Genomic DNA, 21,414 nt, shown 5'->3' with positions numbered 1-21,414 from the left:
CGGGCCGGATGGACCACGGACGGGATGGGAATCCCGCCCTCCGGCTGCCGGGGGCCCCGGTGGTTGTCTCGAATTCGCCCAACAGACGAGACATCAGTCCGCGTCGTTAGCGGACAACCACCTCGCTAGTCCAACTATGAATCACCATTGTTTGGACCACCTCCTTTCCGCGTACCCAAGAAGCTATGCGCTCGGTCGCGGAGGGGGCAAGCGATTAATACTCCGCCGTAGACTCGGAGGTATGACGGAGACGCAGTGGCACGAAGAACTCCGCGCCAAGGGCTACCGGGTGACCCCTCAGCGGCAGCTCGTGCTCGAGGCGGTCAAGGCGCTCGAACACGCCACGCCCGAAGAGATCTCCGTCAAGGTGCGCGAGACGGCCCGCGGCGTCAACATCTCGACCGTCTACCGCACGCTGGAGCTGCTCGAAGAGCTCGGCATGGTCACCCACACCCACCTCAGCCACGGCGCCCCCACCTACCACCTGGCGGCGGACGCCGACCACCTGCATCTGGTCTGCCGGGGCTGCGGCGCGGTCAGCGAGATACGCCCGGAGATCGCCGACGGGCTGGTCAAGGGCCTGGACGAGGAGCTCGGCTTCGTGGCCGACGTACGCCACCTGACCGTCTTCGGCCGCTGCCGCGACTGCCGATAACCTGGAAGGCATGCGTAGCCCTCTGCTCGACCTCCCCGGTGCCGTCGCCGCCGACGGCCCCGACTCCGATGTAGCCGCCCACTACGGTGACCTGTTCGCCGAGCAGCGGGCGCTGGTCAAGGGCGAGGCGGTCGTCGACCGCAGCAACCGCGAGGTGATCCGCGTCTCCGGGGCGGACCGGCTGAAATGGCTCAACGACCTGACCTCGCAGAAGCTCGACACACTGGCTCCCGGCGAGTGGACGCAGACGCTCGACCTCGACCTCCAGGGCCGGGTCCTGCACCACCTGACGCTGGTCGACGACGGCGAGAGCGTGCTGGCGCACGTCGAGCCCGGCACCGCCGACAGCCTGGTCGCCTACCTCGACCGGATGCGGTTCATGCTCCGCGTCGAGGTGTCGCGCGCCGACGACCTGGCGGTGCTCTCGTCCGCGACCGAGGACTTCCTGGTGCCGCGCGCCGAGCTGCCCGACCACCTGGGCAAGCCGCTGGCCGGGCTCTGGGCGTACGAGGCGCTGCGCATCGAGCAGCACCGGCCCCGGCTCGGGTTCGACACCGACCACAAGACGATCCCGCACGAAGTGGGCTGGATCGGCGCCGCCCTCCACCTCAGCAAGGGCTGCTACCGGGGCCAGGAGACGGTGGCCCGGGTCCACAATCTGGGGCATCCGCCGCGGCGGCTGGTGTTCCTGCACCTCGACGGCAGCGTTGACACGCTGCCGGTGCACGGCGCGCCGGTGATCTTCGAGAGCCAGGAGGTGGGGGTGGTCGGCTCCGCCGCCCGCCACCACGAGCTGGGCCCGATCGCGCTGGCCATCGTCAAGCGGACGGTGCCGGTGGACGCGCCGCTGCTCGCGGGTGGCGTCGCCGCCGCCCAGGAGGTCATCGTCCCGCCCGACGCGGGCCGCAACGTCACCATCGACCCGGCTATGCGGCGCCGCCTCCGATAACTCGATCCGTCCCGCCGTTACGCGCGCGAACTATATGTCGAGCACCAGCGTGATCGGTCCGTCGTTGACCAGGGACACCTTCATGTTCGCGCCGAACCGGCCCGTCTCCACCTGGGCCCCGAGCGCCCTGAGCTCTTCGGCCACGGCGTCCACCAGCGGCTCGGCGACCGGTCCAGGGGCGGCGGCCTGCCAGGTGGGCCGCCGGCCCTTGCGGGCGTCGCCGTACAGGGTGAACTGGCTGATCACCAGGAGCGGCGCCGACACGTCGGAGCAGGACTTCTCGCCGTCCAGGACGCGCAGGCCCCAGAGCTTGGCGGCGAGCTTGCGCGCCTCGGCGCGCGTGTCGGTGTGCGTGACGCCGACCAGCACGAGCAGCCCCGGCTCGGCGATCGCTCCGACGGTCTCCCCGTCGACGGTCACGGACGCGGTGGTCACTCGCTGCACGACTGCTCGCATGGGAACCCATTCTGGCCCAGGACAAAAGCTTCGTAGACTGCGTGCCGAAAGGGGGGGCGAGATGTCGCTTGTTGTGGAGGTCGTACGGTCCGGGTTCGTGGAGTCGACCCATCAGGTGCGCATGCTCACCATGGACGCGGCAGGCGAGCCGGTCGAGGCGCACGGCGCGGTGCACGTGCCGGCCTCGCCGCGGTCGGCGATGAAGCCGCTCCAGGCCGTCGGCATGCTCCGCGCCGGGCTCGCGCTCGACGGCGAACTCCTCGCGCTGGCCTGCGCGTCCCATTCCGGTGAGCCCTACCACGTGGACGGTGTACGGAAGATCCTGGCGGGGGCCGGGCTGGCCGAGTCGGCGTTGCTCTGCCCCGAGGACTACCCCGCCGACCGGGCGGCGACCGACTACGGCCGCGTCTACATGAACTGCTCGGGCAAGCACGCCGCCATGCTCGCCACCTGCGTACTGAACGACTGGCCGCTCGCCACATACCTGGAGCCCGCGCACCCGTTGCAGCGGACGATCCGCCGCACGGTGGAGGAGCTGACGGGGGAGCGGGTCGCGGCCTCGGGTGTGGACGGGTGCGGGGCGCCGCTGTTCTTCGTCTCGATGGTGGGGGTGACGCGGGCCTTCCGCGCGCTGCCTCTGGGGGAGGCGGGCTCGTACGAGCGGCGGATCTTCGACGTCATGCGCGCGCATCCGGAGTGGACGTCCGGCACCATCCGGGCGGAGGCCGAGCTGATGCGGGCCCTGCCGGGGCTGATGGTCAAGGTGGGTGCGGAGGGGTTCGACGCGTTCGTGTTCGAGGACGGGCGGGCGGGCGCCGTCAAGGTCGAGGACGGCGCCCAGCGGGCCCGCATTCCCGTCACGGTGGTGGCCCTGCGCTCGCTCGGCCTGGACTCCCCGGAGCTGGACTCGATGGCCCGCCCGCCGCTGATGGGCGGCGGGCGCGCCGTGGGCGAACTACGCGTCTGCTGAGCGGCCCCTACAGGGTGCGGAACTGCCGGCTGGCCGAGATCGCGCCCGAGGTCGTCGTGGTGAACGTACGCATCGACCCGGCGAACTTGGACAGATCCCACTCGGCCGGGCCGTGATACCAGTACAGATTGTCGGACTTGTGGCCGTTGCCGGTGACCGAGGCGACGACCCGGGACCAGTGCTCCACACCGTCGAAGATCACGGCGTACGGGAGATAGCGGGAGAACAGCTCCACCCGGTGCTGCTCGGGCACCTCCCCGAGGTCGCCGGAGAACAGGTACTCGCGGAAGCCCAGCGTGTGTGCCAGCGCGGCCGAGCCCTTGGCGGTCTTGGCGGGCATGTACTGCCCGCCGACCGCCAGGGCGCCGCCCGCGATGACCAGCGCCAGGCCCAGCAGGCCGTACGTGGTGAACCAGGCGAGCGCGACCGTGGCCAGCAGGCCCAGGCCGATGAGCGCCACGCCGATGACGGTCCAGCGCGTACGCTCGGTGTCGGGACGGCGGGCGAACCACCCCTGCGTCACCACGTCGGTGTAGAGGGCGTCGCGGACCTTGCCCAGATGGCTGGCGAACGAGCCGGACAACTGGGACAGCAGCACCATGTCGCGCCCGTCGAAGATGGCGTCGTAGAGCGCCCGCTCGTACGGCAGCAACGTGTTGACCGGCGCGCTCGGCAGCCTGACCAGCGTCCAGTCGGGCGCGTCGTAGGCCTGCCGCGGCTGCTCGTCGATCCGCAGGTAGCCGCGGACCGCGAGGTCCACGATCGTCGCGGTGACGTCGACCACGTCGGCCTGTTCGTCCACGAGCGTGCCGATCTGGCCGGGCCGTACCCCGTCGGGCGGGGAGAAGTGCCCGTTCTGCACGGGTGCGACCGTGTTTCGCGTGTTTCCGGCGGCCCTGGAGTCGCGTCCGCGCGTCCAGTAGAGCAGGCCGACGCCGCCGAGCAGGAGCACCAGCAGGGCGGCGAGCGCGCCGCCGGTGACGGTGTTCAGTGTGAAGGCGCCGGCCAGCGAGAAGCGGCGCTCCAGGATCGGCGCGCCGCTGGTGGAGCCCTTGGTGTAGCCGACGACCACGGTCAGCGCCTGGCCGGGGCCCACGTTCTGCTGCTCGAAGGCGGCCTCGGTGGCGCCGTGGTCCATGGAGGCGGACGTGCAGCCGATGGCCGAGGTCAGCGCGCCGGCGAAGCACGACAGGTTCTGTACCTGGCCGGGGCCGCTCACCTTGACCGTCGCCTTGGCGACCGGCGTGCTCCAGCCGTTCACCGCGAACCAGCGCAGCTCCTCGATGGCGCCCGCGGGCGTCACGGCCCCCTTGACGTCGTACTCGACGGTGCCCGGCGCCTTCATGGTCAGCACGTCGCCGGCGAGCGTGCCGCCCTTGACGTTGGAGATCTGGTACAGGCGGTCGTTGTCGTCGTCGAAGCGCGTCCTGGTGAGGAAGGTCCGCTTGAGCTCCCCCGAGCCGTCGCTGATCTTCTCCACCACGTGCAGCGTGCCGTCCTTGGCGAGGCTCATGGTCACCTCGTCGGTGATCCCGGCCGCCGCCGTGGCGGGGACGGCGGTCAGCGATAGAGCGACGGCCCCCAGTATGGCCAGCGTGCGCCTGATACCCGTCATGGCGGCACATCGTAGCGGTTCGTACACCTTGTGCGGGCAGGCGGGATCAATCGAGCGTGATGGCGTTGGCGGCCCGCTGGACGTTCTCCGGAGCCGCGCCCTGGCCCGGGTTCTCCAGGGCGAGTGCCTGGTTGAGCTCGACGAACGGCCGCATCCGCTGCTCGTAGCGGTCGAACGCCTGGTCGGTGTCCCTGGCCAGCTCCTGAGCCAGTACGTACGCGCCGACCATGGCCAGGCTGGTGCCCTGACCGGACAGCGGCGAGGCGCAGTAGCCCGCGTCGCCGACCAGCGTGACCCGGCCCTCGGACCAGCGGTCCATCCGGATCTGCGCCATGGCGTCGAAGTAGAAGTCGTCGGCTTCCCACATCGCCTTCAGCAGCCGGGGCGTCTCCCAGCGCAGCTCCGCGCAGCGCTCCTCGATGAGCCGCTTCTGCTGCTCGACGTCGCGGTGGTCATAGGCGACGGGCTCGGAGCCGAAGCCGATGTTGACCCGCATCGAGGCGTTGCCGGGGACGGTGTAGAGACCGAACCCGGCCTCGCCCTCCCGGTGCCACACCTGCCAGCGGTCCAGGTCGAGGAAATTGTCGGCGCTGTAGATCGCCACGTACATGCCGAGGTGGTTGATGAACCGGGCCTCCTCGCCGAACACCAGCCCGCGCACGTTCGAGTGCAGCCCGTCGGCGCCGACCACGTAGTCGAAGCGCCGCCGCACACCACTCTCGAACGTCACCTGGACACCCTGGCCGTCCTGGTCGAGCCCCGCGATCGAGTCGCCGTAGAGGTATTCGGTGCCTCCGGCCGAGGCGGCGATGACGAGCGCGGTCAGGTCGTCGCGCATGATCTCGATGTCGGGGCTGTCCAGCCGGCCGCCGCTGATCGTCTCCTCGGTGCTGCGCATCAGCTCGTTGCCGTCGCCGTCGACCATCGACATGCCGCGCATGTCGGTCTTCATGGCTCGTGCCTGCTCCAGGATGCCCATGCGCGCGGCCACCTCCAGCGCGGCGCCCCGGATGTCGATCGCCTGGCCGCCCCGGCGGGGCTCGGGGGCGCGTTCGACGACGGTCACGTCGAAGCCGTGCTCGCGCAGCCAGTGGGCCAGGACGGGGCCGCCGATGCTGGCGCCGGAAATGAGGACGTTCATGGCAGGGTCTCCCTTGTCTGCTGTTGACGCTGTACGAAGTGAATGTACGGCGTACAGACAGGCTTGGCAACTGGGCTTCTGCTAATCTCTGTACTAGTACAGGAGTGAAGGGGGTCGGATGGTCGTGGAAGCCGCGCCGCCGTACGTGCGGATCGTCGACGACATCAAGCGCCGCATAGCGGACGGCGAGTTGCGGGCCGGGGATCGGGTGCCCTCCACCCGGCAACTGGCCAGGGACTGGGACGTCGCGCTGGCCACCGCCGCCAAGGCGCTGGCCCGGCTCGCGCAGCAAGGCGTGGTCGTGGCCGAGCCGCGCATCGGCACGGTCGTCGCCGGGCCGCCGGGCCGGTCACCACGACGCCCGCACGGCGACCCCGACGACCCGAGCCGTGCCGCGAGCCACGGCCCCGCGCATGACCCGGCGCGGGGCGCGACGCGTGATTCCGTGTATGACCGGGCGGGTGATTCCGCGCATGATCGGGCGCGTGACTCCGGACGTGACGCGGCGCGTGATTTGACGCGTGATCGGGTCGTGCGGACCGCCGTCGAGATCGCCGACGCGGAAGGGCTGTCCGCGCTGTCCATGCGCGGCGTGGCGGGTCGGCTCGGCGTGGCCACCATGTCGCTCTACCGCCACGTGGGCAGCAAGGACGACCTGGTAGAACTGATGATCGACCAGGTGCTCGGCGACTTCCCGCTCCCCGCCGAGCCTCCGCACGGCTGGCGGGCCCGGCTGGAGGCGGCGGCCCGCGTGCAGTGGGCGGCCTACCGGCGGCACCCCTGGATGGGCAGGATCACCTCGCTGGCCCGGCCGCTGCCGTCACCCAGCCTGCTCAAGCACACCGAATGGGCACTGGCGGCGATCGACGGCCACGGCCTCGACCCGGAGACCATGATGCACGTGCACATCCTGATGTACACCTACGTTCAGGGCATCGCCGCCCACTTCGAGTCGGAGGTCCAGGCGCGGGCCACGACCGGCCTCACCGACGACGAATGGATGCGGTCCCAGGACGACCAGCTGACGGCCATCGTCACGTCGGGGCCCTATCCCACGTTCGTCGACGTCGTCGAGCGGATGGGGGGCGACTTCGACTTCGACTTCGACCGGCTCTTCGAGTTCGGCCTGCGATCACTGCTCGACGGACTGGCCGGAATCATCGAGAGGCGGCCCGGTCGGGACTAGTCGGAGATCGCGATGCGGAGGCGGCGGAAGCCGCGTCCCTTGCTCTCGATCTTGGCCACCCTGATGTGCCCGATCTGCTTCGTCGAGGCGACGTGCGTGCCGCCGTCGGCCTGGGTGTCCAGCCCGACGATGTCGATGATCCGGACGTCGGCCACGTGCTCCGGCACCAGGTTCGTCGCCGTCCGGATGATGTCCGGGATCTCGAAAGCCTCCTCGCGCGGCAGGACCCGCACGTCGATGCGCCGGTCCGCGACGATCTCGGCGTTGCACGCGTCCTCGACCGCCTCCTTGAAGCCCGGCGGCACCTCCGGCAGGTTGAAGTCCATCCGCGCGCTCAGCACGTCCATGTTGCCGCCCGTCACCAGCGACCCGTAGTCGCGGAACACGACGCCGCACAGAACGTGGAGCCCCGAGTGCGTACGCATGAGGGCCGAGCGGCGTTCGTCGGCCACCGCCCCCTGGACGACCGTGCCGGCCGGCGGGATCGGGTCGCCCTCTGCCGGAATCAGGTGCAGATCATCGGCTTTGCGCACCCCGACGATCCGCGTTTCCACTCCCTGCCAGAGCAGAACTCCGTGATCTGCCGGCTGGCCGCCTCCACCCGGATAGAATGCCGACTTACTCAGAACGATCCCGTCGGGTGTGGAATCCAGGACGACGGCTTCGAAGTCGCGCAGATTCTGATCCGACAATTCGAGCCGTTGTGTCCGCCCGTGGAGGTCATGAGTCATGTCGGCAGCTTAAAGCCCCGAGGTGGATATGCGCGGCCTGCTGGATCGAGCCCTGATCGCACCGGCTGTCGCGATGCTGGGGATTTGTTGCGCGATATCGGGATGCGGTGGTGGAGCAGGAGAAGCGTGGCCAAGCCCGGCGCAGCTCCGCTCCGAACCGCCCGCCCCGATGCGCGGCTGGCCGTCGGGGCCGGAGAGCGGATCGGCCGCGCCCGTCGTGATGTTCGTCGGCGACAGCTTCACGGTCGGCTCCGGTCCGGTGCCCACCTGGCGGACCTACGCCGCCGAGTCGGCTCGGCTGCTGGGCTGGCAACCGGTCATCGCGGGCGCGGGCGGCACCGGCTATCTCAACAAGGGCCGCGTCGGCCGTACGTTCCAGCAGTCGTTCGAGGCCGAGCTGGCCTGGCGTCCCGCCCCCGACCTGCTGGTCATCTCAGGCGGCCACAACGACTGCCGCTGGTCCGCGGAGAGCGTGCGGCGAGCGGCGGAAAGCCTCATCTCCGAGGCGAGGACCCATTGGCCGCGAACCCGCATCCTCGTGATCGGCCCCATCTGGCTGCGCGACACTCCGCGCAGGGCCTATCAGGTGCGTGACGCCCTGTCGAGCCTGGCCCGGCAGGAAGCCCTCCCGTTCCTGGACCCGCTCCAGGAACCCCGGATCACCGGCACCCCAAAGGCCCAGATGCTCCCCGACGGTATCCATCCCACCGCCGAAGGCCATTTCCACTTGGCCAGATGGCTGACAGACGCCATCGGCCAGCTATCGAGGGGGGAAGATCACCAAGGTCCGTAAGGACCGTTGTTGCCACCGCGCCCGCCCATGCCCTTGACCGCGGGCTTGACATCGACGATGTAGACCGTCGCCGCGATGACGGCGATGATCGAGAAGAACCCCAGCCCGATCCCGATGAACTGCGTGCCGCCCACGGCCATGAAGGCGTTGTAGTAGTCCCACGAGCCCGCGGCGGCGAACAGCGTGGCCAGGACCAAGATGACCAGCCAGAGGTTCTTCTGCAGCTTGCCGGCCGACACGAACGCGTTGGTCGGCACCCGTAGCGCGTGTACCAGCGCGTAGATCGACATGCCGAGGATGCCGGCCGCGAGCAGCAGAAAGAGAAGATTCAGGCCGCCGTTGATGATTTCCATGTGAGTCCGCCCAACGCTCGCGATGAAACGGCCCCAGCCTAGTAGGGACCTCTGACAAACGGGCACTCTCAACGCGGAAAGGCCCGCCTCGTGGAGGCGGGCCTTCGCCGGCGGTCAGGCCTTGGGCGTGCCGGCCTTGGTGGTGCGGGACTTCTTGACGGGGGTGGCGACGGGCGGCTCGGCGGCCTCCGACACCTCCTCCAGCTCCAGCGCGGCCTCGCCGCTCGCCTTGCTGACGGCCTTGCGCCCACGGGTGGCGAAGTCCTCGTAGACCTCGGTGGCGAGGACGGTCAGCTGGTCGGCGTAGGTGCGCGCCTTCTCGGGGAACTCCTTGGCGAAGCCCTCGGCCTTGTCGGCGTAGGTGCGGGCCTTCTCCGGCAGGTCCTTGGCGATCTCAGCGCGGCGGGACTGCAGCTTCAGGAGCTGCTCGGGCAGCTCGCGCAGCTTCTCCACGGCGTAGTCGCCCACGCCCGCCACCGCGTAGAAAGGCTTGGAGTCGGTGAGCTTCTTGACCTCGGTGGCCAGCGTCATGGGTTAACCTTCCTTGGTTTCCTGGTTGGCGGTGCCGTTGCCGGTGGACGCCGCGAAAGGCTCAAGCGCGGCGAGATATTCCTCGGGCAGCGGCTCGTCGTCCGATTCGGAGTCGTGCCGGAGATGAGCGTTCTGGGAGGTCTGCTCGTCTTCGGCATGCTTCTCTTTGCGAAACGACTCATAAATGTCGATCAGCACCTGGCGTTGCCGCCCGCTCAGGAGCGGGTCGGCGCGGATCGCGGTGATCACGTCACTCGGCGGCTCGCGATCCTCGATGAGGCCCGCCTGCACGTAGAGCGCCTGCGAAGAGATGTGCAGGCCCTTGGCGATCTGGTTGAGAATTTCCGCGCTCGGCTTCCGCAGACCGCGCTCGATCTGGCTGAGGTAGGGGTTGGACACCCCCGCGGCCGTCGCGAGCTGGCGCAGGGAGATCTTCGCCTGCTGCCGCTGCTCGCGGATGTATTCGCCGATCGAGCCGACCTTCGGTAGTGCCATACCGACAGTCTGCCTCAGAGTGCTTGCAATTGCAAACGCAAAGCTAACACCTGCAAGCACTAGAGCTGGATGGTCCACAGGAACGGCGTGGCTGTGACCAACGCCACGGAGAGCGCGATGATCCCGTAGCGCGCCGCGGCGGGGAGCGCGGGACCCGGCTTGATCAGGCGGTCCACCCTGGCCATGACGTTCTTGGCGTGCACGCCGAGCATGCCCTGCGGTGTCGGCATGGCGCCCGCCGTACCGAACCTGAGCAGGGCGGTGGCCAGTCTGCGCGGCGAGCAGTAGCGGCGCGCGCGGTCGTCGGCGGCCATCTCGATGAGCAGCTCGACCTGCCCCTGCGCGTCGGAGGCCACCTTGGACCAGGGCAGTGCCCGGCGCAGCGCGGCGAACGGCAGCAGCACCAGGTCGTGGCGCTCCCGTACGTGCGCGGCCTCGTGCGCGAGCACGGCCGTGAGCTCGTCGTGGGACAGCAGCTTGAGCGCGCCTTCGCTGATCACCACCTGCGAACGCAGCCCCGGCACGCAGTAGGCCGCCGCGCTCGGATGGTCGAGCACCCGCACGCCGGGCACGCCCGGGTCGTCGCGGGCGATCAGGGCGAGCAGCACGCGGTGGCGCCGACGAGCCCGCAGTGCCTGCACGCCCGCGGTGATCAGCACCACGACGAGCACGGCCAGCGCGGCCAGTCCGGCGATCATCGCCGCCACGTGCAGCGGATCCCAGCTCTCGCGCGGCGGCTCGCCGCTCGCGAAGGCGATCATGCTCTGCAGCACGCCCAGCTTGTACGGCTGGACGGCGTAGGCCAGCATGGCGCCCGTCGTGGCCAGCCCCCAGGCCACGCCCAGGGACTGCCAGAGGATGATGGCGATCCGAGGGGCCCGGGACGTCCAGCGGGCGGTCGTGAGACGCCAGGAGCCGAGCCCGCACGCCATGGCGAGCGCTGCCAGCGTCGCTGCCGTGATCACTCTTCCTCCAGCTCCGTGAGAGCTCTCCGCAGGATCTCCGCCTCCGAGCCCGACACGGCCTGGGCGAAGCGGGTGAGGGCGGCCGAGCGGTCGCCCGTCAGGTCCAGAGCTTCCAGCATAAGCTCGGCGATGTACGCGTCGCGGCTCGCCGCCGGTTCGTAGCGCCAGGCGCGGCCGTCGCGGGTCCGCTCGAGGAACCCCTTGCGGGTCAGACGGTCGAGGACGGTCATGACGGTGGTCGGGGCCAGGTCGCGGTCGGCTATGAGACGGCCGACCTCACGGGCCGTCAGCGCGCTGCTCTCCGCCCAGATGATGTCCATGATGCTGCGTTCGAGCTCGCCAAGACCCTTCACACGCATCAGCGTAGTACTACAAAGCGTCGAGCAGCCATCCGGGATGCTGGTGAGATGGACGTCACGCTTGTCCAGGGGGACATCACCGCGCAGACAGTCGACGCGATCGTCAATGCCGCCAATTCATCGTTGATGGGCGGGGGCGGGGTCGACGGCGCGATCCACCGGCGGGGCGGCCCGGAGATCCTCGCCGAATGCCGGGCACTGCGGGCCTCCCACTACGGAAAGGGATTGTCGGCGGGACAGGCCGTGGCCACGACCGCCGGACGGCTCGACGCGACCTGGGTGATCCACACCGTCGGGCCGGTCTATTCGCGGACGGATGATCGATCCGACGTGCTGGCCTCGTGTTATCGCGAGTCGCTTCGGGTCGCCGACTCACTGGGGGCTCGGTCGGTGGCCTTTCCGGCGATCTCGACCGGTCTCTACGGGTGGCCGCTGGACGACGGCGCCCGCATCGCGCTGCGTACCGTGCGGGAGTTTTCCACAGCTGTGGACGAAGTGCGGTTCGTGCTGTTCGACGCGGTGGCTTTCGCCGCCTTCTCGGCGGCTCTTTAGCGCGGCGCGACCGCCTCCCAGGGGAGGGTCAGCTCCCCGAGGCGCCACCTGGCCGTGCCGCCGAGCGGCGGAGTGCGATGGATGGGCCAGGTGCCCGCCAGGACGTCCACCGCGGCCAGCCAGCGCTGCCTGCGGCCGTGGGCGCCATAGGGGGCGGTTCTCGCCCATGCGCGGTCGAAGTCGCTCAGGAACGCATGGATGCGCTCGCCTGGGACGTTCCGGTGGATGAGGGTCTTCGGCAGGCGGTCGGCCAGGTCCGAGGGGCGGTCGAAGGCGTCGAACCTGGCCGACAGGGTGAGCGTGCGCGGGCCGGTCCGATCCACCCCGGCCCAGATCGCCCGGTGGCCGGTCTCCGAGCAGGTGCCCTCCACCAGCAGGCCGCCGGGGGCCAGCTTGCCGCGCAGCGCCTCCCAGTAGCGCCAGGCGTCCGCCTCGCCGTACTGCCTGAGGACGTTGAAGGCCCTGATCAGCAGCGGGGGACGCGAGACCGGCAGCTCGAAGCCGCCCAGCGCGAAGCTCAGGCCAGGGCGCTCGTACGGCTTGGCCAGGGCGACCCGCGCGGGGTCGATCTCGATGCCCACCACCTCGATGTCGGAGCTGATCCGGCGCAGCCGGGTGAAGAGCTCCAGCGTGGTGGTGTGGGAGGCGCCGTAGCCGAGGTCCACGGCCAGCGGCCGGGCGGTGGCGCGCAGCACGCGGCCGTGCGCGGCGGCGATCCACCGGTCGGCGCGGCGTAGCCGGTTGTGCCCGGTCGTCCCTCGGGTGATGGAGCCGACCGGCCTAGCCACCGACGCGGTGCACCTTGTGCTGGGCGGCCTGGGCGCGCGGGCGCATGACCACGCGGTCGATGTTGACGTGCGCGGGCCTGGTGACGCACCACACGATCGCGTCGGCCACGTCGTCGGAGGACAGCGGGTCCGGCACGCCCTGGTAGACGCGGGCGGCGGCCGCCTCGTCGCCGCGGAAGCGGGTGACCGCGAAGCCCTCGCTCTGGACCATGCCCGGCGCGATCTCCACGACGCGCACCGGCTGCCCGACCAGCTCGAGCCTGAGCGTCTCGGCCATCGAGCGCTGTGCCTGCTTGGCCGCCACGTAGCCGCCGCCGCCCTCGTACGCCACCAGCGCCGCGGTCGAGGTGAGCATCACCAGCACCCCGTCGCCCGACTCGACGAGCTTGGGCAGCAGGGCCTGCGTCATGCGCAGCGACCCGAGGACGTTCGTGTCGTACATCCGCTGCCAGTCGTCGACCAGCCCCTCGGCCACCGTCTCCGTGCCGAGCGCGCCGCCGGCGTTGTTGACCAGAACGTCACAGCGGTCGAGCGAGGCCGCCAGCGCGTCCACCGACTCCTGAGAGGTCACGTCCAGGGACACGGGACGGATCCCGGGCACTTCGGCGGCCAGCTTGTCCAGCCGGTCCTGCCGCCTCGCGCCCGCCACCACGTCATAGCCTTCGGCGGCCAGCCGCCTGGCCGTCGCCTCGCCGATCCCGCTGCTCGCACCTGTCACCACAGCCGTCTTCTTCATGGCACACATCTTGCCAGCCCGCTCATGACACCCCGCTTGTCGGGAATGTCGGAATGTTCGGCATAGTTGTACTTCCTCTGGAGGTGGTGTCGGGTGAGGCGACAACGGGTCAACCGGGTCGCGACCATCAGCATGCACACGTCTCCCCTGGAACAGCCCGGCACGGGCGACGCCGGCGGGATGAACGTGTACATCGTCGAATCGGCCAAACGGCTGGCCGAGTCCGGCGTCGAGGTGGAAATTTTCACCCGGGCCACCGGCCGGGACCTGCCACCGGTGGCCGAACTCGCCCCCGGTGTCCTGGTGCGCCACCTGACCGCCGGCCCGTACGAGGAGCTGACCAGGGCCGACATGCCCGCTCAGCTCTGCGCGTTCCTCTCGGGCGTGCTGCGGACCGAGGCGATGTACGACCCGGGTCGCTATGACGTCATCCACTCGCACTACTGGCTGTCCGGCCAGGTCGGCTGGCTGGCAAAGGAGCGCTGGGGCGTTCCGCTCGTGCACACCATGCACACCATGGCCAAGGTGAAGAACCTGCTGCTGGCCGCCGACGACCAGCCCGAGCCGCAGGCCCGCGTGGTGGGCGAGCAGCAGGTCGTGGAGATCGCCGACCGGCTCGTGGCCAACACCGGTGACGAGGCGAGCGAGCTCATCGAGCTGTACGGCGCGCAGGAGGAGCGCGTCGCGGTCGTGAACCCGGGTGTCAACCTCACCCTCTTCCAGCCCGCTTCACAGGGCGCCGCCCGGCGCCGGCTCGGACTGCCGCAGAACGCGCACGTGCTGCTGTTCGTGGGCCGGATCCAGCCGCTCAAGGCGCCCGACGTGCTGCTGCGCGCCGCCTCGCGGATGCTCATCGACGACCCCTCGCTGCGCGGCCGCCTGGTCGTGGCGTGCGTGGGCGGTCCGTCGGGCAACGGCCTGGCCAGGCCGTCCCTCCTCGTCGATCTCGCCGCCGAGCTGGGCATCTCCGACGTCGTCCGGCTGGTGCCGCCGGCGCCGCAGCAGGAACTGGCCGACTGGTACCGCGCGGCCGACGTGACCGTCGTGCCGTCGTACAGCGAGTCGTTCGGGCTCGTCGCCCTGGAGTCACAGGCCTGCGGCACCCCTGTCGCCGCGGCCGCCGTGGGCGGGCTGCGCACGGCCGTACGGGATGGCGTGTCCGGTGTGCTCGTGGACGGTCACGACTCGCACGAGTGGGCACGCGCGCTGCGCCGCTTCGTCACCGCGCCGGCCTGGCGCGACGGCCTGTCGGCCGGCGCCCGCGCGCACGCGGCGGCGTTCGGCTGGCAGTCCACGTCGTCTCAGCTGATGGAGGTCTACGCGGGCGCCGTCGCCGACCTGAACAGGTTGCCGGTTGCCGTCATTTCGTAGGCTGTACGACATGCGCGATGTCGTAGAAACCGCGCTCAAGGCCGCGGACGTCTCCTTTGACGAGCCGCGACCAGGGGCGTTCCTGGTGAAGCTACCCGGGCAGCACAAGCTCGCCACGATGACGTGGTTGATCATCGGGGATCAGGCGCTGCACGTCGAGGCGTTCTTCTGCCGCCAGCCCGACGAGAACCACACCGAGTTCTACAAGTGGCTGCTCGCCAAGAACGGCGGCATGTACGGCGTGCACTTCTCCATCGACACCGTCGGCGACGTCTACCTCGTCGGCCGGGTGCCGCTCACGGCGATCACCGAAGAGGAGATCGACCGGCTGCTCGGCTGCGTGCTGACCTACTCCGACGACTGGTTCGACCGGGCGCTGGAACTGGGCTTCGCCTCGTCGATCAGGCGCGAGTGGGAATGGCGCGCCAAACGCGGCGAGTCGCTGGCCAACCTTCAGGCGTTCGCCCGTTTCGCGGATCCGGCGCGGACCGGCGACTGACGCCCGCCATAGGATTGCCCGCATGGCGACTTTGGTGCTGCTACGGCACGGTGAGAGTGACTGGAACGCGAAAGGCCTGTTCACCGGGTGGGTGGACGTGAGCCTCTCGGCCAAGGGCGAGGACGAGGCCCGCCGGGGCGGCAAGCTGCTGGTGGAGGCCGGCGTACGGCCCGATGTGGTCCACACCAGCCTGCTGACCAGGGCCATCCAGACGGCCCAGCTCTCCCTGGGCGAGGCCGACCTGCTCTGGCTGCCGGTCAAGCGCTCGTGGCGGCTCAACGAGCGCCACTACGGCGCGCTCCAGGGCAAGGACAAGGCGCAGACGCGCGAGGAGTTCGGCGACGAGCAGTTCATGCTCTGGAGGCGCTCCTTCGACGTCCCGCCGCCCCCGATCGCCGACGGCGACGAGTACTCCCAGGCGGGCGACCCGCGCTACGCCCTGCTGCCGCCCGAGCTCATGCCGCGCACCGAGTGCCTCAAGGACGTCGTCGACCGCATGCTGCCCTACTGGTACGACGAGATCGTCCCGGATCTCGCGGCCGGGCGCACCGTGCTGGTGGCGGCGCACGGCAACTCGCTGCGCGCGCTGGTCAAGCACCTCGACGGCATCCCCGACGAGGAGATCGCCGGACTCAACATCCCCACGGGCATCCCGCTGCGCTACGAGCTGGACGCCGAGTTCCGGCCGCTCCGGCGCGGCGGCGAATACCTCGACCCCGAGGCGGCGAAGGCGGCGATCGAGGCGGTCGCCAATCAGGGCCGCTGACACCTTGTGTGGGGCGCCTGAGAGCGCCCCACCGATGTCAGCTCGGGCGGGCGCCCGTCACCAGGTAGACGACGTCACCGGCCACGCGGACCGCGTGGTCGGCGTAACGCTCGTAGTAGCGGCCGATCAGCGTGATGTCGATGGCCGGCTCCACGCCGTGGGGCCAGTCCTTGGACAGGATGTTCCTGAACAACCGCCGGTGCAGCTTGTCCATGGCGTCGTCGTCGGATTCGAGCTCCATCGCCGACTCCACGTCCTGCGAGGCGATGCAGCTTCCCGCCTTCGTCACCAGGGTCTCGGCGATCTGGCCCATCTGCAGGATCGTGGGCCGCACCTCCGCCGGGATCGCCGTCTCGGGGTGGCGCAGCCGCGCGACCTTGGCCACGTGGACCGCCAGGTCGCCCATACGCTCCAGGTCCGTGCCCATCCGCAGAGCCGTGATCACCATCCGCAGGTCCACGGCCACCGGCTGCTGCCTGGCCATCAGCTCGAAGATGGAGGTCTCGATCTCCTCGAACGTCGCGTTCACCTCCGCATCCCTGGAGATCACGCTCTCCGCGAGCTGGAGGTCGGAGTCGAGCAGGGCGGTGGTGGCCCTGGAAATGGCCGAGCGGACCAGCCTGGTCATCTCGACCAGCTTGGCGGTCAGGGAATCGAGTTCTTCATGGTACGCGTCGCGCATGCCGTCACCGTACGTGGCTCTCGATGAACGAACTCCTACCGCCAGATGAACTTTCCTGGAAAGAGACGTTCATCCCCAGGTGAGAGGGGTGCCCCTTGAGGAAGGCCACCTACCATCGGAGACATGAGTGAGATGGCCATGAGCTTGACGGCCCTGGCGGGGTTCGTCGTGGGAGCGCTGGCGGTCCTGTTCTACCGCAACCAGATCGAGGCCCAGAACAGGTCCGCGACGGCCGGCGATCAGGAGCCCGGCGCCCTTCCGCAGGGCGTGGCCTCGGTGCTGGCCGTGCTGCCCTCGTCCGCGGTCGTGCTCGACGCCTACGACCGCGTGCTGCGGGCCAGCTCGGCCGCACGCGCGTTCGGGCTGGTCAAGGGCGACCGGCTGATGGCCGCCGAACTGCTGGCCCTGGCCAGGCAGGTACGCCGGGACGGCGAGATCCGGGAGAGCGAGATCGACGTCGCCGGGCACAAGTTCGGCCAGGAGATCACGAACTTCGCGGTCCGCGTGGCCCCGCTCGGCTCGCACGGCCAGGTCCTGGTGCTCGCCGAGGACCAGACCGAGCGGCGCAGGGTCGAGGCCGTCCGCCGCGACTTCGTGGCGAACGTCAGCCACGAGCTCAAGACCCCCGTCGGCGCGCTGAGCCTGCTCGCCGAGACCATCCAGGACGCCGCCGACGATCCCGAAGCCGTCACCCGGTTCGCCGGGCGCATGCAGCACGAGGCCGCCAGGCTCAACTACCTGGTGCAGGACCTGATCACGCTGAGCCGGATCCAGGGCGCCGAGCCCATCCCCACCCCCGGCCAGGTCGCGATCGACGAAACCATCAACGACGCCATCGACCACTGCAACACCAGGGCGATCGCCAAGGACATCACGCTCGTCACCGGCGGCACGGAGGGCCTGCGCATCTGGGGAGACGACGAACTGCTCGTCACCGCCCTGCGCAACCTCATCGACAACGCCGTCGCCTACAGCCCCGAACACACCCGGGTCGTCGTCAGCGTCAGACCGGCGGGCGACTCCGTCGAGATCAGCGTCAGCGACCAGGGCATCGGCATTCCAGAGGAATCGCTGGAACGCATCTTCGAACGCTTCTTCCGCGTCGACGCGGCCAGGTCCCGGGCGACCGGTGGCACCGGTCTCGGCCTCGCGATCGTCAAGCACGTTGCCGCGGCGCACGCCGGCGAGGTCTCCGTCTGGAGCAAGGAAGGCTCCGGCTCCACATTCACGCTGCGGCTGCCCGCATTCGGCGGCACCGCAGTGGTCGTTCCACCCCCGAACACCCTGGAGGCCGCAAAATGACCCGAGTTCTCGTGGTTGAGGACGAGGAGTCGTTCTCCGACGCCTTGTCGTACATGCTGCGCAAAGAAGGCTTTGAGGTCTCCGTCGCGGCGACCGGGCCAGAGGCGCTCGACACATTCGACCGGAGCGGCGCCGACCTGGTGCTGCTCGACCTGATGCTGCCCGGCCTGCCGGGCACCGAGGTGTGCCGCTCGCTGCGGCAGCGTTCCAAGGTGCCGGTCATCATGCTGACCGCCAAGGACAGCGAGATCGACAAGGTCGTGGGCCTGGAGCTGGGCGCCGACGACTACGTCACCAAGCCGTTCTCCTCGCGCGAGCTCGTCGCCCGGATCCGCGCCGTGCTGCGCCGCCAGGGCGACGTCGTGGACGAGCTGGAGTCGGCGGTGCTGGCCGTGGGGCCCGTGCGCATGGACGTCGACAGGCATGTGGTGGCCGTACGCGGCGAGCAGGTGCAGTTGCCGCTGAAGGAGTTCGAGCTCCTGGAGGTGCTGCTGCGCAACGCCGGGCGGGTGCTCACCCGGGGCCAGCTCATCGACCGTGTGTGGGGGGCCGACTACGTGGGCGACACCAAGACGCTCGACGTGCACGTCAAGCGGCTGCGCGCCAAGATCGAGTCGGACCCGTCGAACCCGCGCTGCATCCTGACCGTGCGTGGCCTGGGCTACAAGTTCGACGCGGTGGAGAGCTGACGGTTCTACGTGTTTACGCGGTGACGAGCTGACGGGAGCCCCGGTACGTACCGGGGCTCCCGCTTTGTCAGTGGGCCGCTTCGGTGGCCTCGGCGGAGGCCGAGGGCGAAGGCGTCGGCGCGGCGGTCGCGTTGGGCGCCGGCGGGTAGTCCTTGAACTCGCGGCTGCGCGTGACCACAGGGACGTTCATGGACACGACCCCGGCGTTGGCGAACTGGAGGTCCAGACGGATGCTCTCGCCGCCTCTGAGGGCCCTGGAGATGCCTTCCAGCATGATCTGGGGGCTCGGCTTGCCGGTGTTGACGAGCTGGTTGCTCGGCAACTGGATCGGCGCCGTCACCTTCACGCCGGCCATGGTGCCGGCGCTGACCGCCGTGAGTGTGTCGGGGGCGCCGTTGGTGTTGAGGATGTTCAGGTAGACCGGGGCGGAGCCGCGCCAGGCGAGCTGCGCGCCGGAGTCGGGGCCGAGGATGAACGCCTGGGGGATCTGGATGCCGTGCATGCCGTAGTTCTTCGCCTGATCGAAGAGAACCCCTGCCTCATTGGGTGCATACGGCTTGTTGGTGTTGGCGTCGAATCCAGCCGAACAACCGGCTAGCACAGGGGCAGCCAGGAAGACGGCGGCGGCGACAATCCAGCGGCGGCGGCTCACGAGCGGGTTCTCCTAGGGTCTTGCACATGCGTGTAGGGCAGCGCCCACCATATCCACCCGAATCCATGGTCATATCCGCACCCCTGCAGGTCATTAGCTATGCCCGCATATGCGATTCATAGAGTTGACCGCTTGTCAACCCCCAATATGCCGCTTTGACCTGCAGTTATGATGATTTCACTGTTCCGGGAGCCTGCGGATGCGTGGTACTCTGGAGTACAGCGGAAGGGGTACTTGTCACATGACTTTCCAGGTCGGCGACACTGTCGTCTACCCCCACCATGGGGCTGCTCGGATCGAAGCAATCACGAAGCGATCCATCAAGGGTGAGGAAAAGACCTACCTGGTGCTCAAGGTCGACAAGGGCGACCTTACCGTCCAGGTGCCAGCTGAAAACGCGGAACTCGTCGGCGTGCGCGATGTTGTCGGCCAGGAAGGCCTTGAGAAGGTTTTCGATGTTCTTCGGATGCCGCACACCGAGGAGCCGACCAACTGGTCCCGGCGCTATAAGGCCAATCTCGAGAAGCTCGCGTCCGGCGATGTCAACAAGGTCGCCGAGGTGGTCCGGGATCTTTGGCGGAGGGACCGCGAGCGCGGCCTGTCCGCCGGTGAGAAGCGCATGCTCGCCAAGGCCCGTCAGATCTTGGTGAGTGAGCTGGCCCTCGCCGAGAAGACCAATGAGGACAAGGCGGAAGCCTTGCTCGACGAGGTTCTCAACTCCTGAACACGAAACTTCCACGGGTGGGCGTCGGGGTCGACGTCCACCCGTTCGTTTCAGGGCGAGACCTGCATCTCGCCGGCCTGTACTGGCCGGGCGAGATCGGACTCGCGGGCCATTCCGACGGCGATGCCGCCGCGCACGCGGCCTGCGACGCCCTGCTGTCCGCCGCCGGACTCGGTGATCTCGGCGGCCTGTTCGGCACCGTCGATCCACGCTGGGCGGGCGCCTCGGGTGTCACCCTGCTGGAGGAGGCCGCGCGCCAGGTGCGTTCGGCGGGCTTCGAGATCGGCAACGTGGCCCTTCAGGTCATCGGTAACCGGCCCAAGCTGGCTCCTCGGCGTACAGAGGCCGAGAAGGCGCTCAGCGCCGCTCTGGGGGCGCCTGTGAGCGTCAGCGCGACCACCACCGACGGGCTCGGGCTGACCGGGCGCGGCGAAGGGGTGGCGGCCATCGCGACCGCGCTCGTTCTGCTCTAGCGCTTGTTCTTCTCCAGCGCTTGGTCAACCTTCAGCCGCACTGCCGCGTCTTCTTGCGGGATCCGTTGAGGGTATCCCGGCGGGTGCTGCCTCCGGCCCGCCGAGTCGAACGGGGCGGCGGTCCGTTACTGGCGCGGTACGGATCGCCGCCTTCCCATGGGTAGCTTCCCGATATGTCGGGTAAGTCCTTCGTAGACATGTGGAACGTCTTCGGGGGGAGCAACACATGATCGGCGCGATTGTATCCGCGGTCGTCATCGGCGCCATTGTCGGAGCGCTGGCCCGGCTGATAGTGCCCGGCAAGCAGAACATGTCCATAGGCCTGACGCTGATCGTCGGCATCGTGGCGGCTCTGGTCGGCACGCTCGTCGCCCAGGCATTCGGCTGGGCCGACACCAGGGGCATCGACTGGATCGAACACATACTCCAGCTCGTCCTGGCCGTCATCGGAGTCCTGATCGTCACCAAGATAACCACCGGGAGAACCGGCCGAACCGGAGGAACTCCGATCTGACCTGCCGTTTCGCGTCAACCGCGAATATTCGTCCATGGCCGGGTACTGATCTCCCTCGAGAGTGAACGGCTCACTCTCACTGGGAGGTTTGGTCATGACAATCCAGTCCATCCTTGGCGCCATCGTGATCGGCGCCGTGATCGGCGCCCTCGGTCGTCTGCTGCTTCCCGGCAGACAGGCCATCGGGTGGATCCTCACCATCGTCGTCGGTATCGTCGCCGCCCTGGTGGGCACACTCATCGCCCAGGTCCTCGGCGTCGCCACCACCAATGGCATCGACTGGATCGAACTGGTCATGCAGGTCGTTCTCGCCATTGTCGGCGTCGGGCTCGTGGCTGGGCTGAAGCGGGGCAGTGGTACGAACGTTTAGACGATGGCTAGACGGTTCCGCGACTGTGCCGAATCCCCTTCGGCGCGGGACGGTACGCGAAGACCCGCCCGGTGCTCACACCGGGCGGGTCTTCTGC

28 protein-coding genes are annotated in these 21,414 nt (G+C 69.2%); 15 read left to right on the top strand and 13 right to left on the bottom strand.

The window, feature by feature from the left end; genetic code table 11:
• The first annotated feature begins 241 nt into the window (after positions 1–241).
• Complete coding sequence (locus AB0F17_RS24895; RefSeq protein ID WP_214642180.1) at positions 242–655, top strand: Fur family transcriptional regulator; 414 nt, start codon at positions 242–244, stop codon at positions 653–655.
• 10 nt (positions 656–665) lie between these two features.
• Complete coding sequence (locus AB0F17_RS24890) at positions 666–1,604, top strand: folate-binding protein (protein ID WP_358026842.1); 939 nt, start codon at positions 666–668, stop codon at positions 1,602–1,604.
• Between the two features lie 30 nt (positions 1,605–1,634).
• Here AB0F17_RS24890 and dtd read toward each other — a convergent pair whose 3' ends face one another.
• Positions 1,635–2,060 carry a D-aminoacyl-tRNA deacylase gene (gene dtd / locus AB0F17_RS24885; RefSeq protein WP_358026839.1) on the bottom strand — a complete coding sequence of 142 codons (426 nt, stop codon included), beginning with the start codon at positions 2,058–2,060 and terminating at the stop codon, positions 1,635–1,637.
• A 61-nt stretch (positions 2,061–2,121) separates the two neighbouring features.
• Here dtd and AB0F17_RS24880 point away from each other — a divergent pair, with 61 nt between their 5' ends.
• A complete protein-coding gene (locus AB0F17_RS24880) occupies positions 2,122–3,030 on the top strand; it encodes an asparaginase (protein WP_358026837.1) in 909 nt (302 codons plus the stop codon).
• A gap of 7 nt (positions 3,031–3,037) precedes the next feature.
• On the opposite strand, the gene AB0F17_RS24875 is transcribed toward AB0F17_RS24880, so the two are convergent.
• Both AB0F17_RS24875 and AB0F17_RS24870 read right to left on the bottom strand, forming a co-directional pair.
• A complete protein-coding gene (locus tag AB0F17_RS24875) occupies positions 3,038–4,645 on the bottom strand; it encodes a DUF2207 domain-containing protein (protein ID WP_358026835.1) in 1,608 nt (535 codons plus the stop codon).
• A 46-nt stretch (positions 4,646–4,691) separates the two neighbouring features.
• On the bottom strand, positions 4,692–5,786 hold the full coding sequence (locus AB0F17_RS24870) for an FAD-dependent monooxygenase (protein WP_358026832.1): 1,095 nt from the start codon (positions 5,784–5,786) through the stop codon (positions 4,692–4,694).
• A 118-nt stretch (positions 5,787–5,904) separates the two neighbouring features.
• On the opposite strand from AB0F17_RS24870, the gene AB0F17_RS24865 reads away from it, so the two are divergent.
• Positions 5,905–6,972, top strand: coding sequence for a TetR/AcrR family transcriptional regulator C-terminal domain-containing protein (locus AB0F17_RS24865; protein ID WP_358026829.1), 1,068 nt, complete (start codon positions 5,905–5,907; stop codon positions 6,970–6,972).
• Here the strand turns inward: AB0F17_RS24865 and AB0F17_RS24860 are convergent.
• Positions 6,969–7,703, bottom strand: coding sequence for an alanyl-tRNA editing protein (locus tag AB0F17_RS24860; protein ID WP_358026826.1), 735 nt, complete (start codon positions 7,701–7,703; stop codon positions 6,969–6,971). The genes AB0F17_RS24865 and AB0F17_RS24860 overlap by 4 nt on opposite strands.
• Positions 7,704–7,872: 169 nt before the next feature.
• On the opposite strand from AB0F17_RS24860, the gene AB0F17_RS24855 reads away from it, so the two are divergent.
• The gene (locus AB0F17_RS24855) at positions 7,873–8,496 is read left to right on the top strand and encodes an SGNH/GDSL hydrolase family protein (RefSeq protein ID WP_358026823.1); all 624 of its coding nucleotides are present in this window, start codon (positions 7,873–7,875) and stop codon (positions 8,494–8,496) included.
• On the opposite strand, the gene AB0F17_RS24850 is transcribed toward AB0F17_RS24855, so the two are convergent.
• From AB0F17_RS24850 to AB0F17_RS24830, 5 genes are all read right to left on the bottom strand, one after another.
• Positions 8,481–8,849, bottom strand: coding sequence for a DUF2516 family protein (locus AB0F17_RS24850; RefSeq protein WP_358026820.1), 369 nt, complete (start codon positions 8,847–8,849; stop codon positions 8,481–8,483). The two genes, AB0F17_RS24855 and AB0F17_RS24850, sit on opposite strands and share 16 nt — an antisense overlap.
• A 114-nt stretch (positions 8,850–8,963) precedes the next feature.
• Positions 8,964–9,380: a hypothetical protein gene (locus AB0F17_RS24845; protein ID WP_358026818.1), complete on the bottom strand. Its 417-nt coding sequence runs from the start codon at positions 9,378–9,380 to the stop codon at positions 8,964–8,966.
• A 3-nt stretch (positions 9,381–9,383) separates the two neighbouring features.
• Positions 9,384–9,875 (bottom strand): helix-turn-helix domain-containing protein, encoded by a 492-nt coding sequence (locus AB0F17_RS24840; protein ID WP_358026816.1) that lies wholly within the window; start codon positions 9,873–9,875, stop codon positions 9,384–9,386.
• A gap of 59 nt (positions 9,876–9,934) precedes the next feature.
• On the bottom strand, positions 9,935–10,840 hold the full coding sequence (locus tag AB0F17_RS24835; RefSeq protein WP_358026814.1) for a M56 family metallopeptidase: 906 nt from the start codon (positions 10,838–10,840) through the stop codon (positions 9,935–9,937).
• Entirely contained in the window at positions 10,837–11,193 is a 357-nt protein-coding gene (locus AB0F17_RS24830; RefSeq protein WP_358026812.1) for a BlaI/MecI/CopY family transcriptional regulator, read from the bottom strand. Before AB0F17_RS24830 ends, AB0F17_RS24835 begins: the two co-directional genes overlap by 4 nt.
• 54 nt (positions 11,194–11,247) lie before the next feature.
• Between AB0F17_RS24830 and AB0F17_RS24825 the strand changes: the two genes are divergently transcribed.
• Complete coding sequence (locus AB0F17_RS24825) at positions 11,248–11,751, top strand: O-acetyl-ADP-ribose deacetylase (RefSeq protein WP_358026810.1); 504 nt, start codon at positions 11,248–11,250, stop codon at positions 11,749–11,751.
• Here AB0F17_RS24825 and AB0F17_RS24820 read toward each other — a convergent pair.
• Complete coding sequence (locus tag AB0F17_RS24820) at positions 11,748–12,539, bottom strand: class I SAM-dependent methyltransferase (protein ID WP_358026808.1); 792 nt, start codon at positions 12,537–12,539, stop codon at positions 11,748–11,750. The genes AB0F17_RS24825 and AB0F17_RS24820 overlap by 4 nt on opposite strands.
• Entirely contained in the window at positions 12,532–13,275 is a 744-nt protein-coding gene (locus AB0F17_RS24815) for an SDR family NAD(P)-dependent oxidoreductase (protein ID WP_358026805.1), read from the bottom strand. Before AB0F17_RS24815 ends, AB0F17_RS24820 begins: the two co-directional genes overlap by 8 nt.
• 132 nt (positions 13,276–13,407) lie before the next feature.
• On the opposite strand from AB0F17_RS24815, the gene mshA reads away from it, so the two are divergent.
• Genes mshA through AB0F17_RS24800 form a run of 3 tightly spaced genes read left to right on the top strand, consistent with a single transcriptional unit; the run spans position 13,408 to position 15,911 of the window.
• A complete protein-coding gene (gene mshA, locus AB0F17_RS24810; RefSeq protein ID WP_358027067.1) occupies positions 13,408–14,646 on the top strand; it encodes a D-inositol-3-phosphate glycosyltransferase in 1,239 nt (412 codons plus the stop codon).
• 10 nt (positions 14,647–14,656) lie between these two features.
• The gene (locus AB0F17_RS24805) at positions 14,657–15,145 is read left to right on the top strand and encodes a YbjN domain-containing protein (protein WP_214642197.1); all 489 of its coding nucleotides are present in this window, start codon (positions 14,657–14,659) and stop codon (positions 15,143–15,145) included.
• 22 nt (positions 15,146–15,167) lie between these two features.
• Positions 15,168–15,911: a phosphoglyceromutase gene (locus AB0F17_RS24800; protein ID WP_358026803.1), complete on the top strand. Its 744-nt coding sequence runs from the start codon at positions 15,168–15,170 to the stop codon at positions 15,909–15,911.
• 37 nt (positions 15,912–15,948) lie between these two features.
• Here AB0F17_RS24800 and phoU read toward each other — a convergent pair whose 3' ends face one another.
• The gene (gene phoU, locus AB0F17_RS24795; RefSeq protein WP_358026801.1) at positions 15,949–16,593 is read right to left on the bottom strand and encodes a phosphate signaling complex protein PhoU; all 645 of its coding nucleotides are present in this window, start codon (positions 16,591–16,593) and stop codon (positions 15,949–15,951) included.
• 123 nt (positions 16,594–16,716) lie between these two features.
• Between phoU and AB0F17_RS24790 the strand changes: the two genes are divergently transcribed.
• On the top strand, positions 16,717–17,895 hold the full coding sequence (locus tag AB0F17_RS24790; protein WP_358026799.1) for an ATP-binding protein: 1,179 nt from the start codon (positions 16,717–16,719) through the stop codon (positions 17,893–17,895).
• Positions 17,892–18,584: a response regulator transcription factor gene (locus AB0F17_RS24785; protein WP_214642201.1), complete on the top strand. Its 693-nt coding sequence runs from the start codon at positions 17,892–17,894 to the stop codon at positions 18,582–18,584. Before AB0F17_RS24790 ends, AB0F17_RS24785 begins: the two co-directional genes overlap by 4 nt.
• Before the next feature lie 67 nt (positions 18,585–18,651).
• Here the strand turns inward: AB0F17_RS24785 and AB0F17_RS24780 are convergent, their stop codons facing one another.
• Positions 18,652–19,236 (bottom strand): copper chaperone PCu(A)C, encoded by a 585-nt coding sequence (locus tag AB0F17_RS24780; protein ID WP_358026796.1) that lies wholly within the window; start codon positions 19,234–19,236, stop codon positions 18,652–18,654.
• 241 nt (positions 19,237–19,477) lie between these two features.
• Between AB0F17_RS24780 and AB0F17_RS24775 the strand changes: the two genes are divergently transcribed.
• The 4 genes from AB0F17_RS24775 (at position 19,478) to AB0F17_RS24760 (ending at position 21,317) form a co-directional block, all read left to right on the top strand.
• Positions 19,478–19,960 (top strand): CarD family transcriptional regulator, encoded by a 483-nt coding sequence (locus AB0F17_RS24775; RefSeq protein WP_189141336.1) that lies wholly within the window; start codon positions 19,478–19,480, stop codon positions 19,958–19,960.
• Positions 19,961–19,977: 17 nt separating this feature from the next.
• The gene (ispF, locus tag AB0F17_RS24770) at positions 19,978–20,433 is read left to right on the top strand and encodes a 2-C-methyl-D-erythritol 2,4-cyclodiphosphate synthase (RefSeq protein ID WP_358026793.1); all 456 of its coding nucleotides are present in this window, start codon (positions 19,978–19,980) and stop codon (positions 20,431–20,433) included.
• A 226-nt stretch (positions 20,434–20,659) separates the two neighbouring features.
• On the top strand, positions 20,660–20,947 hold the full coding sequence (locus AB0F17_RS24765) for a GlsB/YeaQ/YmgE family stress response membrane protein (protein ID WP_358026790.1): 288 nt from the start codon (positions 20,660–20,662) through the stop codon (positions 20,945–20,947).
• A gap of 94 nt (positions 20,948–21,041) precedes the next feature.
• Positions 21,042–21,317: a GlsB/YeaQ/YmgE family stress response membrane protein gene (locus tag AB0F17_RS24760; protein WP_358026787.1), complete on the top strand. Its 276-nt coding sequence runs from the start codon at positions 21,042–21,044 to the stop codon at positions 21,315–21,317.
• Positions 21,318–21,414: the final 97 nt, after the last annotated feature.

This window comes from Nonomuraea sp. NPDC026600 (assembly GCF_040638335.1).
Lineage (GTDB): Bacteria > Actinomycetota > Actinomycetes > Streptosporangiales > Streptosporangiaceae > Nonomuraea.
The sequence above is the reverse complement of the archived record's forward strand: the minus strand, read 5'-3'. Positions and strand labels throughout refer to the sequence as shown.